General features: G+C 72.0%; 31 protein-coding genes. 7 read left to right on the plus strand and 24 right to left on the minus strand.

Annotated elements, in window-relative coordinates:
- Positions 1-18: 18 nt before the first annotated feature.
- Together AB0D29_RS31770 and mshA are read right to left on the minus strand one after the other, a co-directional pair.
- Complete coding sequence (locus tag AB0D29_RS31770; protein ID WP_362858965.1) at positions 19-510, minus strand: YbjN domain-containing protein; 492 nt, start codon at positions 508-510, stop codon at positions 19-21.
- The gene (gene mshA, locus AB0D29_RS31775) at positions 503-1,801 is read right to left on the minus strand and encodes a D-inositol-3-phosphate glycosyltransferase (RefSeq protein ID WP_362859044.1); all 1,299 of its coding nucleotides are present in this window, start codon (positions 1,799-1,801) and stop codon (positions 503-505) included. The genes AB0D29_RS31770 and mshA overlap by 8 nt, the downstream gene beginning before the upstream one ends.
- A gap of 389 nt (positions 1,802-2,190) precedes the next feature.
- Between mshA and AB0D29_RS31780 the strand changes: the two genes are divergently transcribed.
- The 3 genes from AB0D29_RS31780 to AB0D29_RS31790 all read left to right on the plus strand — a co-directional run bounded on the left by AB0D29_RS31780 (position 2,191) and on the right by AB0D29_RS31790 (position 6,107).
- Positions 2,191-3,024, plus strand: coding sequence for a class I SAM-dependent methyltransferase (locus AB0D29_RS31780; RefSeq protein WP_362858967.1), 834 nt, complete (start codon positions 2,191-2,193; stop codon positions 3,022-3,024).
- Between the two features lie 219 nt (positions 3,025-3,243).
- A complete protein-coding gene (locus AB0D29_RS31785) occupies positions 3,244-4,374 on the plus strand; it encodes an NlpC/P60 family protein (RefSeq protein WP_362858969.1) in 1,131 nt (376 codons plus the stop codon).
- 326 nt (positions 4,375-4,700) lie between these two features.
- Positions 4,701-6,107 carry a SpoIIE family protein phosphatase gene (locus AB0D29_RS31790; RefSeq protein WP_362858970.1) on the plus strand — a complete coding sequence of 469 codons (1,407 nt, stop codon included), beginning with the start codon at positions 4,701-4,703 and terminating at the stop codon, positions 6,105-6,107.
- 52 nt (positions 6,108-6,159) lie between these two features.
- Here the strand turns inward: AB0D29_RS31790 and AB0D29_RS31795 are convergent, their stop codons facing one another.
- The 3 genes from AB0D29_RS31795 to AB0D29_RS31805 all read right to left on the minus strand — a co-directional run bounded on the left by AB0D29_RS31795 (position 6,160) and on the right by AB0D29_RS31805 (position 7,641).
- Complete coding sequence (locus AB0D29_RS31795; RefSeq protein ID WP_362858972.1) at positions 6,160-6,507, minus strand: DUF2516 family protein; 348 nt, start codon at positions 6,505-6,507, stop codon at positions 6,160-6,162.
- A gap of 142 nt (positions 6,508-6,649) precedes the next feature.
- The gene (locus AB0D29_RS31800) at positions 6,650-7,216 is read right to left on the minus strand and encodes a hypothetical protein (protein ID WP_362858973.1); all 567 of its coding nucleotides are present in this window, start codon (positions 7,214-7,216) and stop codon (positions 6,650-6,652) included.
- A gap of 23 nt (positions 7,217-7,239) precedes the next feature.
- On the minus strand, positions 7,240-7,641 hold the full coding sequence (locus AB0D29_RS31805; protein WP_362858975.1) for a helix-turn-helix transcriptional regulator: 402 nt from the start codon (positions 7,639-7,641) through the stop codon (positions 7,240-7,242).
- A gap of 104 nt (positions 7,642-7,745) precedes the next feature.
- Between AB0D29_RS31805 and AB0D29_RS31810 the strand changes: the two genes are divergently transcribed.
- The gene (locus AB0D29_RS31810; RefSeq protein ID WP_362858977.1) at positions 7,746-8,360 is read left to right on the plus strand and encodes a DUF6461 domain-containing protein; all 615 of its coding nucleotides are present in this window, start codon (positions 7,746-7,748) and stop codon (positions 8,358-8,360) included.
- Between the two features lie 49 nt (positions 8,361-8,409).
- Here AB0D29_RS31810 and AB0D29_RS31815 read toward each other — a convergent pair whose 3' ends face one another.
- Entirely contained in the window at positions 8,410-9,159 is a 750-nt protein-coding gene (locus AB0D29_RS31815; RefSeq protein ID WP_362858979.1) for a hypothetical protein, read from the minus strand.
- A 90-nt stretch (positions 9,160-9,249) separates the two neighbouring features.
- Positions 9,250-9,843 (minus strand): hypothetical protein, encoded by a 594-nt coding sequence (locus AB0D29_RS31820; protein ID WP_362858980.1) that lies wholly within the window; start codon positions 9,841-9,843, stop codon positions 9,250-9,252.
- A 201-nt stretch (positions 9,844-10,044) separates the two neighbouring features.
- Here AB0D29_RS31820 and AB0D29_RS31825 point away from each other — a divergent pair, with 201 nt between their 5' ends.
- The gene (locus tag AB0D29_RS31825; protein ID WP_362858981.1) at positions 10,045-10,377 is read left to right on the plus strand and encodes a HEAT repeat domain-containing protein; all 333 of its coding nucleotides are present in this window, start codon (positions 10,045-10,047) and stop codon (positions 10,375-10,377) included.
- On the opposite strand, the gene AB0D29_RS31830 is transcribed toward AB0D29_RS31825, so the two are convergent.
- The 4 genes from AB0D29_RS31830 to AB0D29_RS31845 form a co-directional block, all read right to left on the minus strand.
- The gene (locus AB0D29_RS31830; RefSeq protein WP_362858982.1) at positions 10,367-10,714 is read right to left on the minus strand and encodes a DoxX family protein; all 348 of its coding nucleotides are present in this window, start codon (positions 10,712-10,714) and stop codon (positions 10,367-10,369) included. The genes AB0D29_RS31825 and AB0D29_RS31830 overlap by 11 nt on opposite strands.
- Positions 10,715-10,850: 136 nt before the next feature.
- On the minus strand, positions 10,851-11,621 hold the full coding sequence (locus AB0D29_RS31835) for a putative protein N(5)-glutamine methyltransferase (RefSeq protein WP_362859045.1): 771 nt from the start codon (positions 11,619-11,621) through the stop codon (positions 10,851-10,853).
- Between the two features lie 44 nt (positions 11,622-11,665).
- Positions 11,666-12,910 carry a GNAT family N-acetyltransferase gene (locus AB0D29_RS31840; protein WP_362858984.1) on the minus strand — a complete coding sequence of 415 codons (1,245 nt, stop codon included), beginning with the start codon at positions 12,908-12,910 and terminating at the stop codon, positions 11,666-11,668.
- A gap of 46 nt (positions 12,911-12,956) precedes the next feature.
- Positions 12,957-13,556 (minus strand): AmfC protein, encoded by a 600-nt coding sequence (locus AB0D29_RS31845; RefSeq protein WP_362858985.1) that lies wholly within the window; start codon positions 13,554-13,556, stop codon positions 12,957-12,959.
- A 136-nt stretch (positions 13,557-13,692) separates the two neighbouring features.
- On the opposite strand from AB0D29_RS31845, the gene dtd reads away from it, so the two are divergent.
- On the plus strand, positions 13,693-14,118 hold the full coding sequence (gene dtd / locus AB0D29_RS31850; RefSeq protein WP_319724899.1) for a D-aminoacyl-tRNA deacylase: 426 nt from the start codon (positions 13,693-13,695) through the stop codon (positions 14,116-14,118).
- Between the two features lie 36 nt (positions 14,119-14,154).
- Here dtd and AB0D29_RS31855 read toward each other — a convergent pair whose 3' ends face one another.
- The 13 genes from AB0D29_RS31855 to AB0D29_RS31915 form a co-directional block, all read right to left on the minus strand.
- Positions 14,155-15,123, minus strand: coding sequence for a folate-binding protein (locus AB0D29_RS31855; protein ID WP_362858986.1), 969 nt, complete (start codon positions 15,121-15,123; stop codon positions 14,155-14,157).
- Between the two features lie 21 nt (positions 15,124-15,144).
- Entirely contained in the window at positions 15,145-15,606 is a 462-nt protein-coding gene (locus AB0D29_RS31860) for a Fur family transcriptional regulator (RefSeq protein WP_362858987.1), read from the minus strand.
- Between the two features lie 94 nt (positions 15,607-15,700).
- Positions 15,701-16,273 carry an FABP family protein gene (locus AB0D29_RS31865; protein WP_030718398.1) on the minus strand — a complete coding sequence of 191 codons (573 nt, stop codon included), beginning with the start codon at positions 16,271-16,273 and terminating at the stop codon, positions 15,701-15,703.
- Positions 16,274-16,554: 281 nt separating this feature from the next.
- Positions 16,555-17,568, minus strand: a complete 1,014-nt coding sequence (locus tag AB0D29_RS31870) for a hypothetical protein (protein ID WP_362858988.1) — start codon at positions 17,566-17,568, stop codon at positions 16,555-16,557.
- Positions 17,565-18,404, minus strand: coding sequence for a hypothetical protein (locus tag AB0D29_RS31875; RefSeq protein ID WP_362858989.1), 840 nt, complete (start codon positions 18,402-18,404; stop codon positions 17,565-17,567). Before AB0D29_RS31875 ends, AB0D29_RS31870 begins: the two co-directional genes overlap by 4 nt.
- The gene (locus AB0D29_RS31880; RefSeq protein WP_362858990.1) at positions 18,401-19,108 is read right to left on the minus strand and encodes a hypothetical protein; all 708 of its coding nucleotides are present in this window, start codon (positions 19,106-19,108) and stop codon (positions 18,401-18,403) included. The genes AB0D29_RS31875 and AB0D29_RS31880 overlap by 4 nt, the downstream gene beginning before the upstream one ends.
- A gap of 197 nt (positions 19,109-19,305) precedes the next feature.
- Positions 19,306-19,569: a DUF3099 domain-containing protein gene (locus AB0D29_RS31885; RefSeq protein ID WP_327736129.1), complete on the minus strand. Its 264-nt coding sequence runs from the start codon at positions 19,567-19,569 to the stop codon at positions 19,306-19,308.
- Between the two features lie 132 nt (positions 19,570-19,701).
- Positions 19,702-19,992 (minus strand): DUF1416 domain-containing protein, encoded by a 291-nt coding sequence (locus AB0D29_RS31890; RefSeq protein ID WP_030718391.1) that lies wholly within the window; start codon positions 19,990-19,992, stop codon positions 19,702-19,704.
- Positions 19,993-20,045: 53 nt separating this feature from the next.
- Entirely contained in the window at positions 20,046-20,891 is an 846-nt protein-coding gene (locus AB0D29_RS31895; protein WP_362858992.1) for a sulfurtransferase, read from the minus strand.
- 176 nt (positions 20,892-21,067) lie between these two features.
- Positions 21,068-21,157 carry an Ms5788A family Cys-rich leader peptide gene (locus AB0D29_RS31900; RefSeq protein ID WP_350875872.1) on the minus strand — a complete coding sequence of 30 codons (90 nt, stop codon included), beginning with the start codon at positions 21,155-21,157 and terminating at the stop codon, positions 21,068-21,070.
- Between the two features lie 155 nt (positions 21,158-21,312).
- Positions 21,313-22,029: a DUF2993 domain-containing protein gene (locus tag AB0D29_RS31905; RefSeq protein WP_362858993.1), complete on the minus strand. Its 717-nt coding sequence runs from the start codon at positions 22,027-22,029 to the stop codon at positions 21,313-21,315.
- A gap of 64 nt (positions 22,030-22,093) precedes the next feature.
- The gene (locus AB0D29_RS31910) at positions 22,094-23,332 is read right to left on the minus strand and encodes a hypothetical protein (protein ID WP_362859046.1); all 1,239 of its coding nucleotides are present in this window, start codon (positions 23,330-23,332) and stop codon (positions 22,094-22,096) included.
- A 508-nt stretch (positions 23,333-23,840) separates the two neighbouring features.
- Entirely contained in the window at positions 23,841-24,095 is a 255-nt protein-coding gene (locus AB0D29_RS31915) for a MoaD/ThiS family protein (protein WP_030718384.1), read from the minus strand.
- A 458-nt stretch (positions 24,096-24,553) separates the two neighbouring features.
- Here AB0D29_RS31915 and AB0D29_RS31920 point away from each other — a divergent pair, with 458 nt between their 5' ends.
- Positions 24,554-25,393 (plus strand): response regulator transcription factor, encoded by an 840-nt coding sequence (locus AB0D29_RS31920; protein WP_362858995.1) that lies wholly within the window; start codon positions 24,554-24,556, stop codon positions 25,391-25,393.
- Positions 25,394-25,398: the final 5 nt, after the last annotated feature.

Here is a 25,398-nt window from a genome sequence, read left to right on the forward strand (position 1 = left end):
GCTGGGGCGGAGCCCCCGTTATGACGGCTGCGTCAGGTGTTTGAAGGCGTCGAGGTTGAAGGTCGGTTCGCCGCGGGAGACGCGCCACTCGTACTCGCGGCGGATCGCGCTCGCGAAGCCCAGCTCCAGCAGGGTGTTGAAGGAGCCGTCCGCCGCCTCCAGGACCGTGCCGAGGAGGCGGTCCAGTTCCTCGGCGCTGACGACCGACAGCGGGAGCCGGGCCGTCAGGTAGACGTCGCCGAGGCGGTCCACCGCGTACGCCATCCCGAACAGCTTGAGGTTGCGCTCCAGCAGCCAGCGGTGGACGCCCGCCTCGTTCTCGTCGGGGTGGCGGATCACGAAGGCGTTCACCGAGAGGGAGTGCTTTCCGACCCGGAGCGAGCAGGTGGTGCTCAGCTTGCGGGTGCCGGGGAGCTGGACGACGTACGTGCCCGGGGAGGGGCTCTCCCAGCTCAGTTCGGCGCCGGTCAGGGTCGCTTCGATGATCCCGGCGGTGTCAGCGTCAGCCATGGTGGGAGCGTACGCGACGGCGGTGATCATGCATGGCCGCCGTGTAGACGTCGGCCGTGCCGCTCGCCGCGGTGTCCCAGCCGAAGAACTGCGCGTGCCGCGCCGCCTCGGCGCCCATCCGGTCCGCGAGCCCGGGCTCGTCCACGAAGCGCCGCAGCTCCCGCGCGTAGTCCGCCGGGTCGTGACCGGGTACGAGGATCCCCGTGACCCCGTCGTTGACGGCGACGGGCAGTCCGCCGACCTCGGCCGCGAGCACCGGCGTGCCGGCGGCCTGGGCCTCTATCGCGACGAGCCCGAACGATTCGCTGTACGAGGGCATGACCAGCACGGACGCCGCCCGGAACCAGTCGGCGAGGCCGTCCTGCGCCACCGGCGGGTGGAAGTGCACGAGGTCGGCGATGCCGAGCTTCGCGGCGAGCTTCTGCAGGCCCTCCGGCTTGGCGAGGCCGCTGCCGCTGGGGCCGCCGACGACGGGGACGAAGAGGCGGCGGCGCAGCGAGGGGTCCTGGTCGACCAGGACGGCGACGGCGCGCAGCAGGATGTCGGGGGCCTTCAGCGGCTGGATCCGCCCGGCGAAGAGCGGGATGACCGCGTCCTGCGGCAGACCGAGGCGGGCGCGGGCGGCGGCCCGGCCGTCGCCGACCGTGAAGCGGTCGAGGTTCACGCCGGGGTGGACGACGGCCACCTTGCCGGGGTCGGCCTCGTAGTGCCGGACGAGTTCGTCGGCCTCCTCGGCGGTGTTCGCGATGAGGCGGTCGGCGGCGGCCACGATCTGGGTCTCGCCGATGACGCGGGCGGCGGGTTCGGGGGTGTCGCCCTCGGCCAGCGCCGCGTTCTTGACCTTGGCCATGGTGTGCATGGCGTGGACGAGGGGCACGCCCCAGCGTTCGGCGGCGAGCCAGCCCACGTGGCCGGAGAGCCAGTAGTGGGAGTGGACCAGGTCGTAGTAGCCGGGGCGGTGACCGGCCCAGGCCTGCATCACGCCGTGGGTGAAGGCGCACAGCTGGGCCGGGAGCTCCTCCTTGGCGAGGCCTTCGTACGGGCCCGCGTCCACGTGCCGTACGAGGACCCCGGGGGCCATCTCGACCACGGGCGGCAGCCCGCCGGTGGTGGCGCGGGTGAAGATCTCGACCTCGATGTTGATCGCGGCGAGGCGCTTGGCCAGCTCCACGATGTAGACGTTCATCCCGCCGGCGTCGCCCGTGCCGGGCTGGTGCAGCGGTGAGGTGTGCACGCTGAGCATGGCCACGCGGCGCGGCTTGCGGTGGTGGCCGACGGCGGGCAGGCGCAGTCGCGGCGGCTCGTGCCGGGTGGCACGGGCGGCGGCGAGGCGGCCGCTGAGGCTGCCGCCGAGGCGGGACACGTACTGGCTCAAGGGAGCAGTTCCTCTCGGCTCGGACGGCTCGGACGGTGTGCGCGAAACGCTCGGACGGCACGACCGGCGGCATGACGGCCCGGCGGGCGCCATGACGGACGGCGTGCCGGACCGCGTGACGGCCCGGCGGGCGGCATGACTGGATGGCATGCCAGCGAGGGCGCGGGAGGCGCCCTGCAAGGAGTGCAACCCGGATGGCCGTCCCCCGCATTCCGGGGTCTCCGGTTTTCCTTGCCGTTTCCCCGTTTTTCTCGGGGCACCGCCGGATTTTCATGCGACGCGGGCGCTCCCCTTACCCTCGGCTCATGGCCTCCCGCACCACCCCGCCCACCAGCCGCGCGCCCGGTCGCGCCCCTGGCCGCCCCGTGGGCTCGGTGACGCGCGGGACGACGAATCCGAACCGGTTGCGCCGGATGGACCGCTGGATCGCGGCCACGCACGGGGCCGCGCTGCGCCGCGCGGAGGCGCCGGTCGCGGTGGACCTCGGCTACGGGGCCGCGCCGTGGACGGCGGTGGAGCTGCTGGCGCGGCTGCGGGAGGCGGCGCCGCGCGTGCGGGTGGTCGGCATCGAGATCGAGCCGGCGCGGGTGGCGGGGGCGAAGCCGTACGAGCGGGAAGGGCTGAGCTTCCGGCACGGCGGCTTCGAGGTGCCGTTGGACGGCGGGGCGCGTCCCGCGCTGATCCGCGCGGCGAACGTCCTGCGCCAGTACGACGAGGAGCAGGTCGCGCAGGTGTGGGCGCGGCTGTGCGCGCGGCTGGCTCCGGACGGGCTGCTGGTGGAGGGGACCTGCGACGAGATCGGGCGGCGGCACGTGTGGGTGGCGCTGGGGCCGGAGGGGGCGCGCACGGTGACGTTCGCGACCCGGCTGGGCTCCCTGGAGCGCCCCTCGGACCTGGCGGAGCGGCTGCCGAAGGCGCTGATCCACCGGAACGTGCCGGGCGAGCCGGTGCACGCGTTCCTGCGCGACTTCGACCGGGCGTGGGCGGCGGCGGCCCCGTACGCCTCGTACGGGGCGCGGCAGCGCTGGATCCGCACGGCGCGGGCGCTGGCCGTCGACTGGCCGCTGGCGGACGGGCCGGGGCGGTGGCGGCAGGGGGAACTGACGGTGCGCTGGGAGGCGTTGCGCCCGGTGGGGTGAAAGCGGGAACCGGGGGTGCGGGCGGGGAACCGGGGGTGCGGGCGGGCCGTTGATCCGTGAGGGGCGGGGCATGGCGTCCGTTGGGGCGGACAAGATCGGAAAGACATCCACAAGGGTGTCGGAATTCATCGACTCGTGGCACCATCCCGATGGCAGTGGGAAGTTACTGACGAATAGTCAGATCTGATACGAGGTCTGACACGGGTGCCTGGGGGGACCATGGGGACCGTAAGGCGACGACGAGGCGCAAGCCCGCTGGTGCTGTTGTGCGCGATGGCGATACTGACGGCGCCGGGTCTCGCGACGGGCATGGCGTACGCGGCGCCGAGCGCTCCCGCCACGCCTGCCGCGCCCGCCACACCCGCCGCACCGGCCTCGCCCCGGGACCCCGCCGCTCCGCTGCCCGGACCGGGCGGCAAGTCCCTCGAACAGGTCCGCAAGGACATCGACGAGCTCTACCGGCAGGCGGGCACCGCCACGGACGCCTACAACCTCGCCGAGGCCGAGACCAAGGCCCAGTCGGACAAGATCGTCGAGATCGCCAACCTCGTCGTCGCCGGCCAGGAGCGGATCACCACCCTCAAGAGCCGTGCGGGTGCGGCCGCCCGCGCCCAGTACCGCTCGGGCGGCCTGCCGCCGGGCGCGCAGCTGGCGCTGAGCGACAGCCCGAGCCAGTTCCTCGACGGGGCGGGCCGGCTGCGCCAGGGCGAGAAGGCCACCTCGGACCTCCTGTCCGAACTGAGCCGGACCCAGAGCGAGTTGCAGCGGTACGCCCAGGAGGCGAGTGACCGCTGGAAGACGCTGGAGGCCAACCGGGTCAAGCAGGAGGACTCGAAGAAGCAGATCCAGGAGAAGATCAAGGCGGCGGAGGAGCTGGAGAGCAAGCTGGAGGCCGAGGAGAAGGCCCGGCTGATCCAGCTGGAGCAGGAAGCCCAGTACAAGGCGCAGACGGCGTGGCTGTCGACGGGCGCGATGAAGGACGTCAACGGCAAGGCGACGGAGGCCGGCAAGCGGGCCGTGCAGTTCGCCACCGCGCAGATGGGCAAGCCGTACGAGTGGGGCGCCGAGGGCCCGGGCTCGTTCGACTGCTCCGGGCTGACCTCGCAGGCCTGGCTGGCGGCGGGCCGGGGCATCCCGCGCACCTCGCAGGAGCAGCTGCGGCTGCTGCCTAAGGTCGCGCTCAAGGACATGCGCCCGGGCGACCTGATCATCTACTTCGACGACGCGAGCCACGTCGGCATGTACGTCGGCGACGGCGCGATGGTCCACGCCCCGCGCCCCGGCCGCAACGTGACGATGGCGGGCGCGGGCTCCATGCCGATCAAGGCCGTGGTCCGCCCGGACGCGTGACCCCTGGCGGGGAGCCGGACCGTTCTCGCCGGCCCGGCGACGCTCGTGCGGCCGGGAGACCGGGGCTCCGCCCCGGACCCCCGTCCTCAAGGCCGGACGGGCCGGATGTGCGGGCCGAGGCAACCACACGGGCGTGCTCGACGTCTCGCTAGGCGGGACGGACTGCGGCCCCACCGTGACCTTTGTCATCAGTGAGGCCGTTTTTCCCCCGCGATAACGGCATATGCCGGAGGCCCCGACGCACAACGGCATTCCGCTCGCCGGGCCGGGACCGCTAGGGTCTGCGGACGAGCGCACCCTCGGGGGGAGGGAAGGAACCGGAGACGATGTCCGTACCCGTACCGCGGCAGAGGGACACCCCGGCCACGGAGGGCGGTCAGGCGGTTCTGCACACCGCCGCACCGCCCGCCGCCACTGCCACCGCCACCGCCGTCGCGCAAGCGACTCCGCAGGCGACCCCGCAAGCGACCGCACCTCCGCAAGCGGCCCCGCACGCGATCCCGCTGACCCTCCTGGTCATCGAGGACGACCCGGCCGGCGGTCTCACCGTCCCCGAGATCCTCGACGCCGACGGCCACCGCATCCGGCTCCGCACCGCCCGCAACCTCACCGAGGCCGAGCGGCTGCTCACGCCCGACGTGCACTGCATCCTCCTCGACCTGTCCCTCCCGGACGCCAGCGCCCGCATGGCGGGAGTACCGGCCGTTCCGGCAGTGCCGGGAGCCGCGGCCGCGGGCGCCGGCACGGCCACCGCCGTGGACCAGCTGGCCGCCCTCCGCCAGGTGCTGCGCATCGCGCCCCGGCACGCCGTCCTCGTGCTCACCGGCGAGGACGACGCCGAGCGTGCCGCCGAAGCCGTCCGCGTCGGCGCCCAGGACTTCCTCTTCCGGGACGAGCTGGACGGCCGGCTGCTGAGCCGCGCCATCCGCTACGCCGTGGAGAGAAAACGGGCCGACATCGCCCAGTACAAACTTGCAGAATCGAAACTGCGCGCCCAGGAGAACGCCCGCCTGGAACGCGGCCTGCTCCCCACCCCGCTCCTGGAGGGCTCCGACCTCCGCTTCGCCGCCCGCTACCGCCCCGGCCGCAGCCGGGCCCTCCTCGGCGGCGACTTCTACGACACCGTCCGCACCCCCGACGGCACCGTCCACGCCATGATCGGGGACGTCTGCGGCCACGGCCCCGACGAGGCCGCCCTCGGCGTCGAGCTCCGCATCGCCTGGCGCGCCCTGACGCTGGCGGGCCTGTGCGGCGACGACCTGCTGGCCACCCTCCAGGAGGTCCTGGAGGTGGAACGCCCGCACGAGGAGATCTTCGCGACCCTGTGCACCGTCGACATCGCCCCGGACGGCCGCCGCGCCGGCCTGTGCCTGGCCGGCCACCCGGCCCCGCTGATCTCCCGGCCGGGCCGCCGCGCGCGACTGCTCCCGTACGAGAACAGCGGTCCGGCCCTCGGCCTGCTGCCCAAGGCGCGCTGGCCGCGCCGCCAGGTCGAGCTGGGCGGCACCTGGAGCCTGATGCTCTACACCGACGGCCTCATCGAGGGCAGGATCGGCGAGGGCAAGGAGCGGCTGGGCCAGGACGGCATGGTCGACATGATCAACCGCCACCTGGACCGCGGGCTGAGCGGCGAGGGTCTGCTGGAGGCCTCCGTCACCGAGGCCCGGCGCCTCAACGGCGGCGAGCTCACCGACGACGTGGCCGTGGTCCTGCTCTCCCGCGCCGAAGGCTGACCGCCGGCGGTACGGGAAACGGGAGCGCGGCTACGGGAGCACGGCCGGGGCGCTAGCGCCCGCCGTTGTAGGGCCCGTACGGCCCGTCACTGCTGCTGCCGCCGCGCCGGCCGCCGCGACCGCCGCCCGAGACCTGCTTGAGGGCGGGGCGTACGTCGACGAAGAACACGATGGTCGCGACCAGACCGGCGATCTGCAGGAAGAGCATCTGCGGGAGGAACGCGTCCACCAGGACGGTGATGCCGAGGATGACCAGCCAGAAGGTCTTGGTCTGCTTGTCGGCCGCCCGGTACGCGTCCTCGCGCGCCAGCAGCGCGACCACGAAGGCCGCGACGGCGAGCAGCAGCATGGCGTACCCGAACAGCGGGAGCACGCCCCGATCGAACCCGTCCATCAACATCGCTTCGACCGCCTTCTCATGCCTGCGCTTCGCACTTTCGATGCCGCCCGACTCCACGCTACCGGCACGGGCGCCCTCATGAACTGCAACGGGCCGGGCCCCTGAAGGGTGCCCGGCCCGTCGTCGCTCATGCGGTTCCGGTTCAGCTGGCGTCGTCCGCCGTGACGGCTGCCTTCTTGGCCGAGGTCCTGCGCGCGGCGGGCTTCTTCGCGGCCGGCTTCTCCTCGTCGGAGGCCGCGGCCACCGGCTCGGACCCGGACTCGGACGCGGTGGCCGGCTCGGCCGCCGCCTGCGGCTGGGGCTCGACGGCCACGGCGATGTCGACGATCTCCTCGGAGAACTCGCCCCGCCAGGTCCGCACGGCCTGCTCACCGTGCTCGGCGACCTTGTCGTACGTCTCCTTGGCGCGCACCGCGTACTCCGCGGCCACGCCCACACCGCGCAGCGCCAGGTCCTGGGCGGTCTCCCCGAGCTTCTTCGGGTCGATCGCGCCGAACACCTCGGCGACCTTGGCGGTGAGCGCCTCCTGCACGGCCTTCGGGTCCGTGTTCTTCACGGCCTCGATGCGCGCGGGGGCCTCGGCGCGCAGCTGCTCGATCAGCTCGGGCACCTTCTTGGCCTGCTGCACGGCGAGGTCGGCCGTGCCGGCGGCGAAGTAGAGGGGGGTGGGGTCGGTGAGGGTCTTCTTCAGGTCATCGGCGATGGCCATGTGCTGGTCCTCCCGGATCAACTTCAGTTCGTCTTCGACGGCATCTCGTCGGCGGGTTCGGCGGGTGCGGCAGGCACGTCGAGCGCGTTCTCCTTGCGGAACGACTCGTAGATCTGGAGCAGCACCTGCTTCTGCCGCTCGTTGATGCTCGGGTCGGCGAGGATGACGGCTCGCGTCTCCACCTCGTCCGGGTCCCGCTCATCCAGGATCCCGGCCTGCACGTACAGCGTCTCCGCGGAGATCCGCAGCGCCTTGGCCAGCTGCTGGAGGATGTCCGCGCTCGGCTTGCGCAGCCCGCGCTCGATCTGGCTCAGGTACGGATTCGACACCCCCGCCGCCTCGGCCAGCTGCCGCAGCGAAAGCTGGGCCTGCCGACGCTGCTCACGGAGGTACTCGCCGAGGTTTCCGACGTTGAGCGATGCCATGCTGCGATCCTGCCCCATTCCGCTAACTATTGCAAGCACACCGCTTGCAACATCTCCCACCCGCCTCCTCTCCGATGTCATAGCCGTCGGGAAGGATCTCTCGCATGGCTACGACGGCTGCTGACTACATGTGGTTCGAGGAAGACTTCCCGGACCTCGCCGAGTCCTATTGCGTCACCCTCGTGCACGACGTGACTCCGCACGAGCTGATGCGCAGGTTGGGCGGCCAAGCCGAACCCGAGGTCACCGGGATCACCGCACTCGTCGACACCGCATACGACCGCTGGGGCCCCAGCACCACGCGGACGTACTTCGGAATGACGACGCTCGGCCCCTGGACCCTCATGATCGAGCCCAACGGCTGGCACGGAGTGAACGAGGCGAAGGCCCTGCCCGCATCGGCGGGCACCCGCTGGATCTCCCACTACGACAACGCGAACGCCAACAACGACGGCTCGTTCCTCTGGGCCGAGGACACCGAACTCCAACTCCACTTCGAACTCCGTGATGCCGACTACCGATCCGGCGCCCACTCCGACGACCTCCTCGACGTGATCCGCCGCCTCGGCTTCGCCTTCCCCGAAGAACCCACCGAGACGGACGACGACCTGGCCGTGCCGGCCGCCTTCGCGCTCGGCGAGCACCTCGCCGGCATCCGCGTCACCCCGGCCCTCCTCCGGGACACCACCTTCATCTGCGGCACCGCCGAGTTCCGCTGAAGCCAACCCACCGGAGCTCGCGGCGAACATGCCGGGGCGGATGCCGGTCCTAGCGCATCGCTGACCATTCGGCGCTGACCTGGTCGGCCACCGAGAAGTCCCTTTCGCAGTCCGGGCAGGTCGCATCGCCGAAGACGAAGGTCAGCGCCTCGGCGATCTCTCGCTGCCCATCGGCGACGGCGACCGCGTGAAGCCGTCGTGCAATGCCTTCGAGGCCGGCGGGATCGGCAGGTCGCAAGGGGGCCGTCGCCAGGTCGTCGTCCGAGACCGCGTAGTCACCACTGGTGGAGAAGAATCCGCGCTCACCGACAACGATGAACAGCATCGCTTCGCAGCCTGGGCAAGGGATCTCGTATTCCTCCATCGCAAGCCCCCATGTCAGGGGCTCACTCCAGTCCAATACGCCTTCGAGGCTCAGCACGGCCTCTAGGAGTTCGATGTACTTTTTGCGTTCCGAGGCATTCCGAAGGTGCTCGTTCGCAAGTGACAAAAGTTTCGAGATCTCGCCCGCATATTCCGTACGGACGTCGCCGGCACCATGGGGTTGATGGGCTCCCCCCGTGATCGCGCCGGCCAGGGTCAGAGCGTTCACTGCCTGCTCAGCGTCGTCCCCCGCAGCCACACCAGCCAGCCAGGGCAAAGCCGCGAAGCTCGCCGAATACACACTGCCCTGGTGGCAGAGCGCCGACCACAGACCGCTCCAGAGTTCGCCGTCCGGCTCCGAGGCAATCCGGTCCAGCAGCGTGGGTATCTTTTCCGCTGATCCGTACGCGTGGCTGAGTTGCGCCCAATCCGTCATGCGGAGATTCAATCACCATGATCCATACGCCGACGTGTCAGCGGGCTCCGAAGCCCCGCTGTCCCGTTGTCCCGTTGTCCCGTTGTCCGCTCAATCGTCAAAGCGGAGCTCAGGTCGGGTCCAGAGGGTGAGGTCGCTGCTGGTGGCGACCGCCAGGGTCAGGCCGGAGGGAGAGAAGCCGGCTGCGCGGAGTTCCGAGTACTCGGAGTGGAAGACGTGCCACCACGTCCCTCCCGCCGGGCCTCTGTGGGGCCTGCCCTCGGTGGAGAGGATGACGCGGTCGTGGGGCCACTCGGGGCTGACGAGGTCCAGGGTCCAGCCATCTGGAGTGGTGCTGTGCAGGCCGCCGCCGAAGAGCCCGGCGATGCGCACCGGCGTGCCCTCGATCGGGCCGAGCCCGGGGCAGGTGAGCTCCGGCGACGCGTCCGGAGTGCTGGTGTCGGGGTCCGGGTCGCGGTCGCGGGCGACCTTCTCGCCGGTGACCGCGTCGAAAAGGCCATGGCCGGCGCTGGACACGACCATCACGAGGTCGTGCCCGCTGTCGGGATGGACGGCGAAGCCGATGCCGAGCAGACCCCCGATGGGGGTCCTGCGGTCCAGCACCGGCAGCCACGGCTCCGGGGCCGGCATGACGCTGGCGGCGATGTAGCGCTCGCGCAGCTTCTGCTGGTACTCCGTGATCAACTCGTCTCCTCGGGGCTGCCTGTGTCGAGCGTCAAGACCACGAACCATCTCAAGCTGACGAGAACCATGCACCTTCGGTGACCACGGTCAGGTGACACGACCCGGCCTGCTCCGCCGCCTCGGCCGCGCTGCCCCTTCGTCCTGCGCCTGGCCGCGGCACCGCAGGTGCCGAGCCGGTGCGCGCTGCTGGAGCTGGTGGCGATGCCGGCAGCGGAAGCCGGCCCGGTAGAAGCCCGGTTCCTCGATCCCGGCTGGGCGTCTGCGTGGGCGCAGGCCCTGCCCGGGCTGCTGGACCTGCTGGACCTGCTGGACCTGCTGGACGATCCCGAGCCGCCGATCCGGCGGGCCACCGCCGACGTGCTCGGCGCCTGCGCCGACCCCGGTGAGTCGGTGCTGCCCGGGCTGCTGCGGCGCTGGGAGGCGGAAGAGGATCCGGCGACCCGCCTCGAGCTCGTCCTCTCCCTCGGCCGGGCGGCCCTGCGCGCGCCGACCGGCCGGCACGGCGCCGAGGCCTTCGACCTGCTCAGCCGTTGAAGCCGAGCACCAGGGTGACGACCGCGGGGGCCGCGTAGATCACCGGGAAGGCGACGTGGGCGTACGACTTCGCCCGCAGCACCGTGATCACGGCCCCGGTGAAGTACAGGGCGATGCCGATCGCGGCGGCGATGCCGATGGCCGGTACGAACAGCCCGGCCACCAGGCCCGCCGCCCCGGCCGCCTTGGCGGCGCCGAGCAGGTTCCACCACGAGCGCGGAACGCCGTACTCCACCATCGGCTCCACGACCCACTTGGCCTTGAAGAAGACCGAGCCGGCCGAGAAGGCGGCCATGAACGCGCCGACCAGGGCGAAAACAACGGCGGTGGTGGACATCTGACGCTCCCCTCAGACGGGCGCCGGTGCGGACTCGCTCCGGTCGGTTTCCCGCCTGCTTCACTCCTCTGACCCGCCGCACCGCACGGATGTGACAGGCCCGCGAAAATTCTTTTCGACGGGCCCGGGCCACCCCTCAGGCCGTGCCGATCACCACCGTGGCGTACAGCTCCTCCGAGGTGACCGCGCGGACCGCGAGCCCCGCGGACGCCAGGGCCGAGGCCGTCGACGGGGACTGCCGGGCGCTCGTCTCGATCAGCAGGTGACCCCCCGGGGCCAGCCACGGCACCGCGCCCGCCGCGACCCGGCGGTGCACGTCCAGGCCGTCGGCCCCGCCGTCCAGGGAGACCAGCGGCTCGTGCTCCCGCGCCTCCGCCGGCATCAGGCCGATCTCCTGCGTCGGCACGTACGGGGCGTTGACCACCAGCACGTCCACCCGCCCCTTCAGCGACTCCGGGAGCGCGGCGTACAGGTCGCCCTCCCACACCCGGCCGCCGTACGGGGCCACGTTGCGCCGCGCGTACGCCAGCGCCGCCGGGTCGATGTCCGCCGCGTGCAGCTCCGCGCCGCCCGGCAGCTGCGCGGCAACCGCCGCGCCCAGGGCGCCCACCCCGCAGCACAGGTCGAGCACCACCGCACCGGGCCGGGCCAGCGCCACCGCCTCCCGCACGAGGAACTCGGTGCGCCGGCGGGGTACGAACGCCCCCGCGCCCACCTCCACGCGCAGACCGCAGAACTCCGCCCAGCCCACCACGTGTTCCAGCGGTTCACCGCCCACCCGGCGGGCCAGCAGCTCCGCCAGGTGCCCGTCGTCCCGGGCGGCCCCGGTCAGCAGCTCCGCCTCCTCCTCGGCGAAGACGCAGCCGGCCGCGCGCAGGGATTCCACAAGTGACGTCACGTACCTCAGTCCTCAGCTTTCCTACACGGGCAACGGTACGGGGCAGGTACGGGTCAGAAGATGTCCGGGCACCACGGCCGGCGGGCCGTCCGGAACACCGCGTCCGCGAGCGCGACCGCCCCCGGCCGCTCCTCCGTGACCCGCCCGAGCGCCGCCAGCCGCACCGCGGACTCGTCCCCGAGGTACAGCGAGCCCAGTACGGACACGTCCAGCCGCAGGTCCGCCGCCGCCTCGGTCCGCTCGCACGCGCCGGTGCCCGCGTCCAGCCGGTAGCGGCCGGCCGCCGGCCCCGACGCGTCGGTGACCTCCAGTACGAGCACCCCGGGCGCCTCGTACGTCCGCGCGCCCAGCGCCCGTACGACGTCCAGCACCCGCACCCACAGGAAGTCCGCGGCGGTGACGATCCGGGCCGAACGCGGGTCGGGCAGCAGCTGCGGGACGAGGTCGTCGGGGGCCCGGTAGCCGGTGCGGACCTTCACCACCCAGTCGATCGAGCACAGGAAGTGCCACAGCGCCCGCTCCGCCTGCGGGGTGAGCGCCAGCAGGTCGTGGACCTGCACGGTGTTCTGCGGGACCTTCGCGTCCGTCCAGTGGTCGTCGGCCCGGTAGCTGACCAGCCCGGCCGGCTCGCCCGCCGCCGTGCGGTAGACCGCGAAGAACTTCTCCTTGTACGGCCGGTACGAGATCTCCTCCAGGCCGGTCGTCATGTTCCACCAGCGCTCGTTCCGGTTCACTGCGCCGGGGGTGCGCGCCCGCAGCCGCTCGTGCAGCTCCGGGCCGATCCGCCGGACCTCGGCCTCGTCCACGAGGTCGATCCGCCCGCCGTCCGCGGGCGCCGACAGCCGCCGGTCCAGACCGGTGCGCGGTACGTCGATCTCCCATTCGGCGATGGAGGCGGCGGGCCCGAACCCGTACCGCCCGTAGATCGGGTACTCGGCGGCGATCAGCGTCGCCAGCACGTCGCCGCGCGCCCCGGCCGCGGCGAACTCGGCGGCCATCATCCGGGTGAGCAGGCCCTGACGGCGGTGGGTGGGCAGCACGCCCACGTTGGAGATCGCGGTGGAGGCGACGGCGGCCCCGCCCGGCACCGTCAGCTCCTGCGCGAAGGAGCGGAAGGCCGCCACGCAACGGCCGGTGTCGGGGTCGAACGCGCCCTGGGTGCGGGCGAAATCGTTGTGCTTGGCCCGCATGGCCACGTCCGAGTCGCTCACTCGGGCCGTGTTCAGGAACCCGGTGTTCACGGTTCGCAGCCAGTCGGGGAGTTCGGATTCGGCGATCGGCCGGACGTCAGCACTCATAGCGGGCCACGCTAATCGCCCGACCGGCGCCAGTCGCCCGAATTTCCTACGCCAGCAGGTCGTCCACCTGCGCCTCTCCCTCCCGGTAGCGCCGGGTGATCTCCGCACTGCAGTCGTCGGCCGTGCGCTGGAGCTGCTGCCGGCGCCGCGAGACCTGCTGCTCGTACCGCACCAGCTTCCCCATCCCGTCGTGCAGCTCGTCGTCGGTGCGGGCGCCCAGGTCCGAGAGCTCCACGTCGGCCAGCATCTCCGCCGCCAGCAGCCGGTACTCCTCGCTGTGCGGGGTGCCGAGCGTGACGTGCCGGGCGGAGGCGCTGCGGCTGGAGGGGGCGTCGGCGAGGATCACCGAGAGCCGGTCCACCACCGGCGCCTCGGGGTCGGTCCGGCGGGCGAGCTCGGGATCGCTGCGGCGGGCGAGCTCGGCGCGCAGGATGTCGATGCGGCCCTGGAGGAGTCTGCGCACATAGCTCAGATCGGCCTCGTCGCGCTGCGCGTCACGGCGCAGCGCGCGCAGTTCCCGCAGCCCGAGCGCGGTGGTCGGGGTCGGCGTCCCCTGCGTCTCGGCCGTGCGCTGCGCGGGCGGTCGTACCGCGGCAGCTGCGATGGAAGCGGGTGATGCAGGTACGGAGGTACCAGAAGTATTCATACGAACGAGTCCGTCCCCTCGACCGGTGCGGCGCACCCGCACCGCCTGCGTGCATGGTGCCACTCTCCGTGGCCCCGATGCAGTCCCACTCCACCCGATCGGCCCCGGACGGGTGCACTGCTGGTACACAGGTGGTATGCGAGCAGTGGTGCAGAGGGTGGACGGCGCGAGCGTCGTCGTGGGTGGCGAGACCGTCGGCGAGATCGTCGGCGAAGGACTGTGCGTGCTGGTGGGGGTGACCCACGACGACACGCCGGAGAAGGCGGCCGTACTGGCCCGCAAGCTGTGGTCGGTGCGGATCCTGGAGGCGGAGAAGTCCTGCAGCGACGTGAACGCGCCGCTGCTGGTGATCTCCCAGTTCACGCTCTACGGCGACGCCCGCAAGGGACGGCGCCCCACGTGGAACGCGGCGGCGCCGGGCCCGGTGGCCGAGCCGCTGGTCGACGAGGTCGTGGCACAGCTGCGCGCGCTGGGCGCGACGGTGGAGACGGGCCGGTTCGGCGCGGACATGCGGGTCTCGCTGACCAACCACGGCCCGTTCACCATCGTCATCGACGTCTAGGCCCTGCCCGGGCGGACAGGACCCGGCGCCCGGCGGTCACGGCGCTACGACGACCTCCTGCGCGGCGGCGGTCTTCCCGACCAGCAGCGGGGCGTCGACGGGCACGTTCCGCTTGACCAGCGCGAGGGCGATCGGGCCCAGCTCGTGGTGGCGGACGGCGGTGGTCACGAAGCCCAGCTGGCGGCCCTCCTCCCCGTCGGCGGCGAGCCGGACCGGTGCGCCGTGGGCCGGGAGGACCACCTCGGAGCCGTCCAGGTGCAGGAAGACCAGGCGGCGCGGGGGCTTGCCCAGGTTGTGGACGCGGGCCACCGTCTCCTGGCCGCGGTAGCAGCCCTTCTGCAGGTGCACGGCGGTGCCGATCCAGCCCAGCTCGTGCGGGATGGTCCGGTGGTCGGTCTCCTGGCCGAGCCGCGGCCGGTGCGCCTCGACGCGCAGGGCCTCGTAGGCGAGGAGGCCGGCGGCCGGGCCGTGCGAGGCGGCGAAGGACTCCAGCTCGGCGCGGGGCAGGAAGACGTCACGGCCGTGCGCGGTCTCGCGTACGACGTGCTCCTTGGCGACCTCGGCGATGGAGCCGGCCGGCAGGTGCACGACCGCGAACTCCGCGGTGCGGTCGGCCACTTCGACGCGGTAGAAGAACTTCATGGACTCCAGGTAGGCGATCAGCTCGCCCTCGGTGCCCGGCTCCACGTGCACCCACGTGGTCTCGCCGTCGTCGACGAGGTAGAGCGCGTGCTCGATGTGGCCGTTCGCGGAGAGGATCAGCGCCTCGGTGGCCTGCCCGGCCGGCAGCTCGGTCACGTGCTGGGTGATCAGCAGGTGCAGCCAGCTCAGCCGCTCCGGTCCGGTGACGGTGAGGACCCCGCGGTGCGAGAGGTCGACGAAGCCGCGCCCGTCCGCGAGGGCGCGCTGTTCGCCGTACAGCTCGCCGTAGTGGGCGGCGACGCCCTCGTCGCGGCCTTCGGCCTGCACGGCGCCGGGGAGATGGAGCAAGGGGCTGCTGGTCATGGGACCAAGCGTACGACCCTGCTACGCCTGGGCGGCACGCTGTTCGGCCGCGCACTTCTTGCACAGGCCGAAGATCGCGAAGTGCTTCATGTCGGTCTCGAAACCGAAGGTGGTGCGGAGCTTCGCCGTGAACTCGGCGGCGACGTCCACGTCCGCCTCGATGACGTCGCCGCAGTCGCGGCAGACCAGGTGGATGTGGTGGTGCCGGTCGGCGAGGTGATAGGTGGGGGCCCCGTGCCCGAGGTGGGCGTGCGAGACCAGCTTGAGCTCCTCCAGGAGCTCCAGGGTGCGGTAGACCGTGGAGATGTTGACCCCGGAGGCGGTCTTGCGCACCTCGACGAGGATCTCGTCCGGAGTCGCGTGCTCCAGTGCGTCGACCGCTTCCAGCACGAGCTGGCGCTGCGGTGTCAGCCGGTATCCGCGCTGCCGCAGGTCGCTCTTCCAGTCGGTGCCGGGTGTTCCTTCGGTGCTCTCGGTGCTCACCACTCCGCCAGTGTATGTGTGCGAAGGGGACCGCGGTCGAGCCCGCGGTCCCCTTTCGTGCACAGCCTGTGGACGCTGCCTCGGCGCTCGGCGCTCAGCGGAAGAAGGCGATGCCGTCGTCCGGCATGTCCGGGAGGTTGCGCGCCATCTCGGCGACCTCCTCGGGCGTGACGACCTTCTTGAGCTGGGCCGACATGTACGGACGCAGCTCGACGTCCGGGGTGGCCTTCTCGCCGACCCACATGAGGTCGCTCTTCACGTAGCCGTAGAGCCGCTTGCCGCCGCTGTACGGGCCGGAGGCCGCGGTGCGGGCGACCGCGTCGGTGGCCAGGTCGATCTGGGGCTTCTGGTCGGCGAGCTCGCCGTACCAGACCTCGACGACGCCCTGGTCGCGGACCATGACGATCTCGACCTTGCGGTCCTTGTCGATGCGCCAGTAACCGGACTCGGACTCCAGCGGCCGGACCTTGTTGCCCTCGGCGTCGAGGACCCAGCTGTGGGAGGTGTACTCCAGGAAGTCCCGGCCGTCGTGGCTGAAGACGACCTCCTGGCCGAAGTTGCACTTCTCCTCACCCGGGAAGTCGAAGACGCCCGCGCCCTCCCAGGTACCGAGGAGGAAGGCGAGGGGGACGAGGCCCGGGTTCAGGTCGGACGGGATCTGGATCATGAATGGCTGCTCAGGCGATCTGTGGGAGGGGTTCCGGGGCGGTCTGCCGAGCCGATGCTCAGCGCTGACCCTGGTACAGCTTCTTGACGGCCAGGCCGGTGAAGGCCATGACGCCGACGCAGACCAGGACCAGCAGGGAGGTGAAGACTGCCTCAAGCACGGGGTGCTCCTCGGAATCGTTTCGGGGCTGTACGGGGCCGGTCCCCAAGCCTACTGGCCCGGGGACCGGCGCACGGTGTGAGGTGGGCCGTACCGGTCTGCCCCGGCGGCCGGCCCGGCCGTCAGCTCAGCAGCTGGCTCTGCAGGATCACGCTCTGGTGGAAGGGGACGGGGGCCACCTCGCCCTTGCGGGTCTGGATGACCATGCCCAGGACATCACCCGACTGGAGGCACCCGACCTTGGTCTGCTCGTCCCCGAGAACGGGCTTCACCTCCTGGTACACGCTGACCTCGCTCTGGCCGGCCATGCCCGAACCCGGGAAGCGCAAGGGGACGATGGCGCTCTGCGTGGTCTTGACCCCGGTCCAGACGTCGTCCAGCTCCAGGGCCGAGACGCCGTTCAGCCGTGCGTTGGTGTCACAGCCCTTGAAGGCGTCCACGAAACCCGACGCGTGGAAGCGCAGCAGGTAGACATGCGTACGAGTGCCGTCCGGCATCGTCCAGCCCCGGCCGGTGATCTGGCGCAGCCCGTCCCATTCGAGGGACTGCTTCAGCTTCTCGCGCACGTCGGGCGCGTACTCCTCCAGGAAGACGTCGGCCGACACCGCCCCGTCCTTGTCCGCCTTGACCGCGTCGTCGGCCTTGGCGTCCTCGGGAGCGGGCAGGAGCAGGCCGGTGAGCTGCGCGTAGTGCGTCTCGTCCTTGTTGTCCGGGCCCTGGGCCAGGGGGGCGCCCGCGGGCAGCGCCGGCTGCGACAGCGCCGGGAACGTCCAGCGGCCGTCGTCCGCCGTGGAGAGGCCCGGGATGCGGGTGCGCTCGGGCTGGGTGATCCCGTACGCGACCCCCGCGCCGACGACGGCGAAGACGGCGACGGCGGCGGTCCAGCGCAGTGCGGCGAACAGGCGTCGCCGGTCCTTGGGCGCGATCGGCGCGGCCTCCGGGGCGGGGGCGTCCGAGGCCGCGGCGGCCTCGGGACCCTCCGGGGCCGCGGCGGCCTCGGGGCTCTCCGGGACCGCGGCGGCCTCGGGGCTCTCCGGCGTCTGCGGGGCCGGCCCGGCAGTGGGCCCGGGCACGGGCTCGGCCTCGGGCCCGTTCTCACGGCCGGGCTCGTTGCCGGTGGTGGTCTGCTCGCTCACACGGACTCCCCGGGGGACTTGAGGTGGTTCAGCTGCTCCTTGAACAGGCCCGCGGCATCGCTCGCGTGGAAACCCGGGGACCACCCGTAGGTCCGGTAGGTCACCAGCACGTCTCCCTCGAGGGCCACACATTCGAGGGTGGCGATCTCCTGCTTCTTGCCGTCGACTGCGGAGCCGCGCGCGCACTTGGCGTCGGGGAAACCGTCCACCTTGGGCGCCTGACCGTCGACCGCGGTGAGTTCGAGGATCTTCTTGGCGAACTCGGCGAACTTCCCCAGTTCCTTGGGGTCCGCCTGCATGAGCTGGATCTCGGAGACCATCGCTCCGCCGCCGTTGCCCCGGGCGTAGCTGCGCCCGGCCAGGCCCTTGAGCTTCAGATCCGCCAGTGCCCTGTCCCGCGCCTCGCGGTCACCGGTGGACAGTCCCGAGTGGTCGTCCTTGAAGGCCTGCACCGCCCGCTCGCCCGAAACGAAGTAGTCGTTGCCCTCGGCGTCGATGTCGGGGCCGGGCCAGTAGCCCGTGGACAGCGGCAGCAGCTTGGCCTTGAGCTCGGCCGCCGGCACGGGCGGGACCGGGGCGGGAGAGCCGGTGGGCGCACCCTCCGCCATCCAGTACCGCGTCGGCGCGGTCCGCTCGGCATCGTCGAGCACGGCGGAGCCCCACAGGCCACCGCCCACGAGGACGACGACGCCCACGGCCGCCGCCACCAGCCTGACCGCCCTGGTCTTCACCCTGCGCGAGGGCCCGGTGGCGTCCCGGGCGGCCTCGGCGGCCACCCCGACGACGTCCGGCACGGCGTCCGCGACGGCTCCGGTCTCGTTCTCCCGCTCGCTCACAGCCGCTCCATCTGCCGCTTGGCCAGGTCGGCGACGACCTTCTCGTCGACCTCGCCGCGGTTGTTCACGTAGGTGATGTGCATGACGATGTCGCCGCGGCGAACCAACGCGGTGCCCCGCCGGACCGGGAGGTAACCGGCCTTCTCACTCGCCTCGGAATTGATCCACAGGTGGCCGAAGTCCGCGGGAACACCCGGAACCTCACTGCCCGCGTTGCCCGCGTGCTTCGTGGTCGGCATGTAGTCCTGCACCCCCGACTGGAACCTCCCGGCCCCGTCCCGGTTCTGGAACTGGAGCAGCCGGATCTCGACGAAGTTCGTGAGGTCCTCGGACCACCGCACGGTGGCGATCCTGCGCACGTTCTGCCGGATGACGGAGCCGACCCCCGCGGGAGGGTTCGCGAAGAAGTCCGCGGCGAACGCGTCCGGGGACTGGGCGCCCGAGAAAGCGACGGTCGCGCCCGCGGGGGCCTCCAGCAGCTTCGCGACGAGGTCCTCGTCCGCCTTGTGCCAGCGGTTGGCGTTGATCGAGCGCGTGCTCGTCGCGTCGTTCACCGCCAGCGGCTTCGGGGCGGCGATGTCCTGCTGGGCCAGGGGCGGCAGCGGGGTGGGCTCGCGGTGGTACTGGACCGCGTAGCCGGTGATCGTCCCGGCGAGGACGCCGAGTACGGCCGCGCCCGCGATCAGGAGGGTGGTGCGACCCATCCGGCGGCGCGGGGTCGAAGTGTCCGGCTCCGGTGCGCTCTCCTCCCCTTTCGGCTGCTCAGGGATGGTCTGTTCGTGTTCCAAAGGAGTCCCCCACAAAACCGGCGGCGCAGGCTGGATACCCGCGCGTACCCCTTGACGCGCACCGGAGGGGAGCAGTTGTACGAACGTAGATCACGTTCTCGTCTCGTGAGGTTTCAATCCTCGTGACGCCGCTTTCCGTCCAGTTCGTCCCACCACTCGTCGGACTTCGGATCGCCCGAGGGGTCGTCCCACCAGCGGTCGTCCGGGCCGCGCCGGTTCGCGATCATCGCGGCCACCGGCGGGATGACCATGGCGACCACGCACAGCGCGACCGCGGCCTCGACCGACAGCAGGCGCACGAAGGTCCAGGCGGAGACGAAGAGGACCAGGCATCCGCCCATCAGCAGGAAATAGGCGCGCCGGCGCCGGGCGTACATGACTCCAGCGTAGAGCGGGCGGGCGCGAACACAAGGCGGACGGCGCGAAGGGCCGCACCCCGTTCCAGTGGCGTCCAACCCCCTGGGGTGCGGCCCTCCGGCCGATCTGTCGAGCGATCACACGTGCGGTGCTCAGACCGCGATCGCCACGTCCGTCACACCGCCGGCCTCGGCGACCACGACGGCACGGTCCGCCTGGGCACCCGGGACGAGCGCCCGCAGCGTCCAGGTGCCGGGCGCGGCGTAGAAGCGGAACTGTCCTGTCGCCGAGGTCGGGACCTCGGCGGTGAACTCGCCGCCGCCGTCCAGCAGCCGCACGTAACCGCTGATGGGCTCGCCGCCCTTGGTCACCTGGCCCTGGATCGCGGTCTCACCGGGCTTGAGCGTCGCGAGGTCGGGCCCGCCGATCTGTGCTCCACACATGTTCTCTGTCCTGTCCTAGAGAGGTCGTACTACGGGGCGTCGCGTGCCCGGGATTACTTGTTGGCGCCGAGCTCGATCGGCACGCCGACGAGCGAGCCGTACTCGGTCCAGGAGCCGTCGTAGTTCTTGACGTTCGTCTGGCCCAGGATCTGGTGCAGCACGAGCCACGTGAGCGCGGAGCGCTCACCGATGCGGCAGTAGGCGATGGTGTCCTTCGACAGGTCGACGCCCTCGGCCTCGTAGAGGGCCTTGAGCTCCTCGTCGGACTTGAAGGTGCCGTCGTCGTTGGCGTTCTTCGACCACGGGATGTTGCGGGCGCTCGGCACGTGGCCGGGGCGCTGCGACTGCTCCTGCGGGAGGTGCGCCGGGGCGAGCAGCTTGCCCGAGAACTCGTCGGGCGAGCGGACGTCGACCAGGTTCAGGTTGCCGATCGCGGCCACGACGTCGTCGCGGAAGGCGCGGATGGAGGTGTCCTGGGCCTTGGCCTTGTACTCGGTGGCCGGGCGGCTCGGGACGTCCTTGCCGTCGACCAGGTCGCGCGAGTCGAGCTCCCACTTCTTGCGGCCGCCGTCGAGGAGCTTCACGTCCTGGTGGCCGTAGAGCTTGAAGTACCAGAAGGCGTAGGACGCGAACCAGTTGTTGTTGCCGCCGTAGAGGACGACGGTGTCGTCGTTGGAGATGCCCTTGGCGGAGAGCAGCTTCTCGAAGCCCTCCTGGTCCACGAAGTCACGGCGGACCGGGTCCTGGAGGTCCTGCTTCCAGTCGATCCGGACGGCGTTCTTGATGTGGTTCTTGTCGTAGGCGGACGTGTCCTCGTCCACCTCGACGACGACGACGTTCGCGTCGTTCAGGTGGGCCTCGACCCAGTCGGCGTCTACGAGGACGTCGCTGCGGCTCATGATGTTCTCCTCCGGGGCAGTGTGCGGCGGGGTGGTGCGGGTGACGCGTGCTGCGTGCCGACGGGTGCGCTCCGGACCCTGCGCGGGGAGGCGTCAGGTGATCAGGAGGCGGGTGCGGTCACGCGGGAAGGGCCTTGGGGCCGTCGTCCGGCTGATGGAGCGGATGCGCTCACAGGTCACATGGATCGACAGAGCATGGCGGCGACGCGACACAGGTCTACTGCCCGTCGCTTCGTGAGGTCCGCCTGCTGATGCTTCATAGCCATGGATCGTAGGGACGAATCAGCCGCCCTGTCACCGGTGTGTCATATTCCGAGACAGGATCGTCCGGATAGTGGGATAAGAACTCCCCGGGCGGCCGCCGCGCCGCCCCCGGGAGCCGCCGTGCGGCCCGCCCATCTGCGGATCGGACCGCACTGTCTCACGATCCGGCCACCACCACGTTCGAACCGCCCAGCGTGAGGTGCACACCGGACTCGTCCGAGGTCAGGGCCGAGAGGTGGAGCCCGGCCGGCATGCCCACCTCCAGGTTGCGCTCGAAGTCGGTCTTCTTGCGGATCAGCTTCTCGACGCCGGGTATGCCCGAGCCCGGCACCTCGTCGGCGTGCACCCGGACGAGCTTGGAGCCCTTTCCGTCCGGCGCGTCCACGAGGGAGATCGTCGACACCACGCTGTGCGTCACGGTCTTGCCGAGCACGTCCACGGCCGCGGTGACCTTCACCTTGCCGGGCGCCCCGCCGTAGGTGAGGGTCGCACCGGTCTGCGAGGCCGCGGTCAGGTCCTCGTACGTGATGCGCCCGGTGCCCTCGGCCCGCTCGGCGGTGCCGCCGCTGTAGTCGCCGTTCAGCTTCACGCTGCGGAAGCTCGCGTCGAGCTCCGAGAGCCGCGTCTTGCGGCCCTCGGCGACCACCTCGACGCCTCTGAGCTTCAGGTCGACCTGGTCCAGCTCGTGACTGAACGCCTGGGTCAGGAAGGGGAATCCGCGGATCTCCACTTCCGAGCTGCCGGCCAGGCCCTGGCGGGCCTGGATCTTGTCGGCCAGCTGGTTCTCGACGTAGCCGGCGGCCCATCGGTCCACGCCGGCGAAGATCGCCCCCAGCACCACTCCGATGATCACAACGATCCGCAGAGCACGCACGTGCCCTCCCCCTACTAGTCGGTACGAGCGATCTAGTGGACCATGTGCGCCCGTCAGCGGAACGTCAGCCCACCACCCGGCCGATCAGGTACACGGCGGGAGCGGCCGCCGCGAGCGGCAGCGCGACACCGGCCGTCATGTGCACGAACTTCGACGGGTAGTCGTACGCCGCCACGCGCAGCCCGATCAGCGCGCACGCCCCGCAGACCAGGCCGATCAGCGCCCCGCCCACCCCGACGGAGGTCAGTCCGCCGACCGCGATGCCCGCGCCGGCGGCCGCGGCCAGCGAGACGCCGACCGAGGGAGCGGTGGGCAGCGGCAGCGCACGGGCGAAGACGGCGACCGCCACGGCGGCCGCGCCGACGCTGACGGCGGCGGAACCGGCCGCCAGGTAGCCGGCGCAGATGATGGCGAGGGCGGCCGAGGCCACCGAGGCCATCAGCCCGTACATCCGCTCGTCGGGATCCGCGTGGCTGCGCAGCTGGAGGACCAGGGTGAGCAGCACCCAGGCGCCGAGGGTGCCGACGATCGCGCCGGGGCCGTACGTACGGTCCACCGCGAGCACGGCCACGTCGGCGACCACGGCTCCGGCGAAGGCGAGCGCGATGCCCTGGCGGGCCGGCCACATCCCGTTGAGGCGGAACCAGCCGGCCGCGGTGAGCGCCTGCAGGGCGATCAGCGGCACGAGCAGGGCGTACTGCCCGAGGGCGGCGGCCACGGCGAGCAGCAGGCCCAGGGCGGCGGTCAGTATGGCCGACTGCGGACCGGGGTCGATGATCGGCGACCGGCCTTCGGCGCGGGCCTGGGCCGGGTCGACGGCGCGCAGGGTGTTCCCGGCGAGGGTGGGCGGGGACCAGGCGGTGACCTCCACCGCTTCGGCGCCGTCCTCGGCCGGGTCCGGGGTCGGGTCCGGAGCCGCGGCTGACTGGGGCGGCAGGTAGGCGGTCTGCTCGGCGGCGACCTCGGCCCCGGCCTCGTCCATGCGCTCCGGGCCGGGCACCGGCGCCAGGTACGCGGTCTCCTCGACGGAGGCCTGGGACTGCGCGGGACCGGGGTACGGCGGGAGATAGGCGGTCTGCTCGGCGGCCGCGGCGGGCATCCCCGCGCCCTGGCCGTCCTGGGACCAGTCCTGGGCGGCCGGTGCCGGGGCCTGCGCCTCGTCCCGGAACCAGCCCTCCGGAGCCACGGGCTGCTGCGCCTGGCCGGTGTACGGCGGCAGGTAGGCCGTCTGCTCGGCGGCCTCCTGCGCGGGACCGGGGTACGGCGGCAGGTAGGCGGTCTGCTCGGCGGCCGCGGCGGGCATCCCCGCGCCCTGACCGACCTGACCGACCTGACCGCCATGGCCGCCCTGGGACCAGTCCTGGACGGGAGCCGGAGCGGGCGTCTGGGCCTGGGCCGGGGCCTCGTCCCGGAACCAGCCCTCCGGAGCCACGGGCTGCTGCGCGGGCCCGCCGGCCGCCGGGTACTCGTACGACGCCGCGTAGGGATCGGCGGACCCGGCCACGGAAGCGTCCGGCCAGCCCCCGGCACCGGCACCGCCGGCCGGGGCCGGGGGCTGCGCCTGCTGCTGCGGCTGGGCGGCCGGCGCCTCGTCGCGGAACCAGCCCTCGGGCGCCACCGGCTGCCCCGGCACCGCGCCCGGCGCCGGGTACACCGGCTGGTGGCTGGTGTCCCAGGTGTCGGACTGCCAGGTCTGGGTCCCGTACGGGTCCTGCTGCTGCGCGTACTGGCGCCGCAGCTCCTCCTGCTCCTGCTGCTCGCGCTGTTCCCGCTGCTGCTGGTGTTCCTCAGGCGTGCTCATCGGCTCCCGCTCACCCACCCGCGAACGGGGGGAGCACCTCGACGGTGCCCCCCTCGGTCAGCAGGACGGCATCGTGCGGGCGCTTGCCCACAGGCTCGTCGTTCACGAGGAAGGAGCAGCGCAGCAGGACCCGGGTCAGCTCCCCGGGGTGGCGCTCCCGCACGGCGTCGAGCGCCTCGGCCAGTGTGCGCGCCGAGTACGGCTCCTCCGCCGTCTTGGCCGCGGCCTTGGCCGCCGCCCAGTAGCGGATGGTTCCGGTTGCCACTGCAGCTCCTATCGTCGGCTCTCTACCGTCGGCCTCCATGATGGCCCCTCCGGCCGTCCGCCCCGGCGTGCGCCGACGCGGCGCGTGTGCGCCGGGGCGGCCCCGCGTCACCGCCCGGCGGGCCGCCGATCCGGTGAAAACGGGGCATACGCAGGGCGCGGGCGTGGCAGAACCCACAAGAGGGGATGTCGAAGAGTGCTCGGCCGCGCACGGGCCGGTGGGCTATTCTGCTTGGCGAGAGGATCCGGGCAACGTTGCCCCCGGGTCCTTTTGTGCTTTCAGCGCGTTGAACGAACCGAGAACAGTGGTATCCATGCGGACCCCAGGGCGCGGGGACCGCAGGGGCGCCAGGCAAGACGTACGAAGCAGTACCGCGCACGTCCTCGACGGGACCGAGGAGGAACCGACGTGATGGACCAGCGAACCGTGCACCGTCCGACCCGGGCAGGCGGTCGGTCATGAGCTCTCTCCTGCTGCTCACCAACGCACTGCAGCCTTCCACCGAGGTGCTGCCCGCCCTCGGCCTGCTGCTGCACAACGTCCGGGTGGCCCCGGCCGAGGGCCCGGCCCTCGTGGACACCCCGGGTGCCGACGTCATCCTCGTGGACGGCCGCCGCGACCTGCCGCAGGTGCGGTCGCTGTGCCAGCTGCTCCGCTCCACGGGACCCGGCTGTCCGCTGATCCTCGTCGTCACCGAGGGCGGCCTCGCGGCCGTCACCGCCGACTGGGGCATCGACGACGTCCTCCTCGACACCGCCGGCCCGGCCGAGGTGGAGGCGCGGCTGCGGCTGGCCACGGGCCGTCAGCAGCTGGGCTCGGACGACTCCCCGATGGAGATCCGCAACGGCGACCTCTCGGTGGACGAGGCGACGTACTCCGCCAAGCTCAAGGGGCGGGTGCTGGACCTCACCTTCAAGGAGTTCGAGCTGCTCAAGTACCTCGCGCAGCACCCGGGCCGGGTCTTCACCCGCGCCCAGCTGCTGCAGGAGGTCTGGGGCTACGACTACTTCGGCGGCACCCGGACCGTGGACGTCCACGTACGGCGGCTGCGCGCCAAGCTCGGCCCCGAGCACGAGTCGCTGATCGGCACGGTCCGCAACGTCGGCTACCGCTTCGTCACGCCGGAGAAGGTCGAGCGGGCGGCGGCGGAGGCCGCGGCCCAGGCGGCGGCCAAGGCCGCGGCACAGGCCACCGCGCAGACGTCCGGGCAGCCGTCCGCGCAGTCGGCCCCGGCCGTCACCCGATCGGCGGAGGAGTCGGCGATCGTCCACTCGGCAGGACGGCCTGCCCAGAGGTAGGTCAC

The organism is Streptomyces sp. NPDC048424 (assembly GCF_040651555.1).
Taxonomy (GTDB): domain Bacteria; phylum Actinomycetota; class Actinomycetes; order Streptomycetales; family Streptomycetaceae; genus Streptomyces.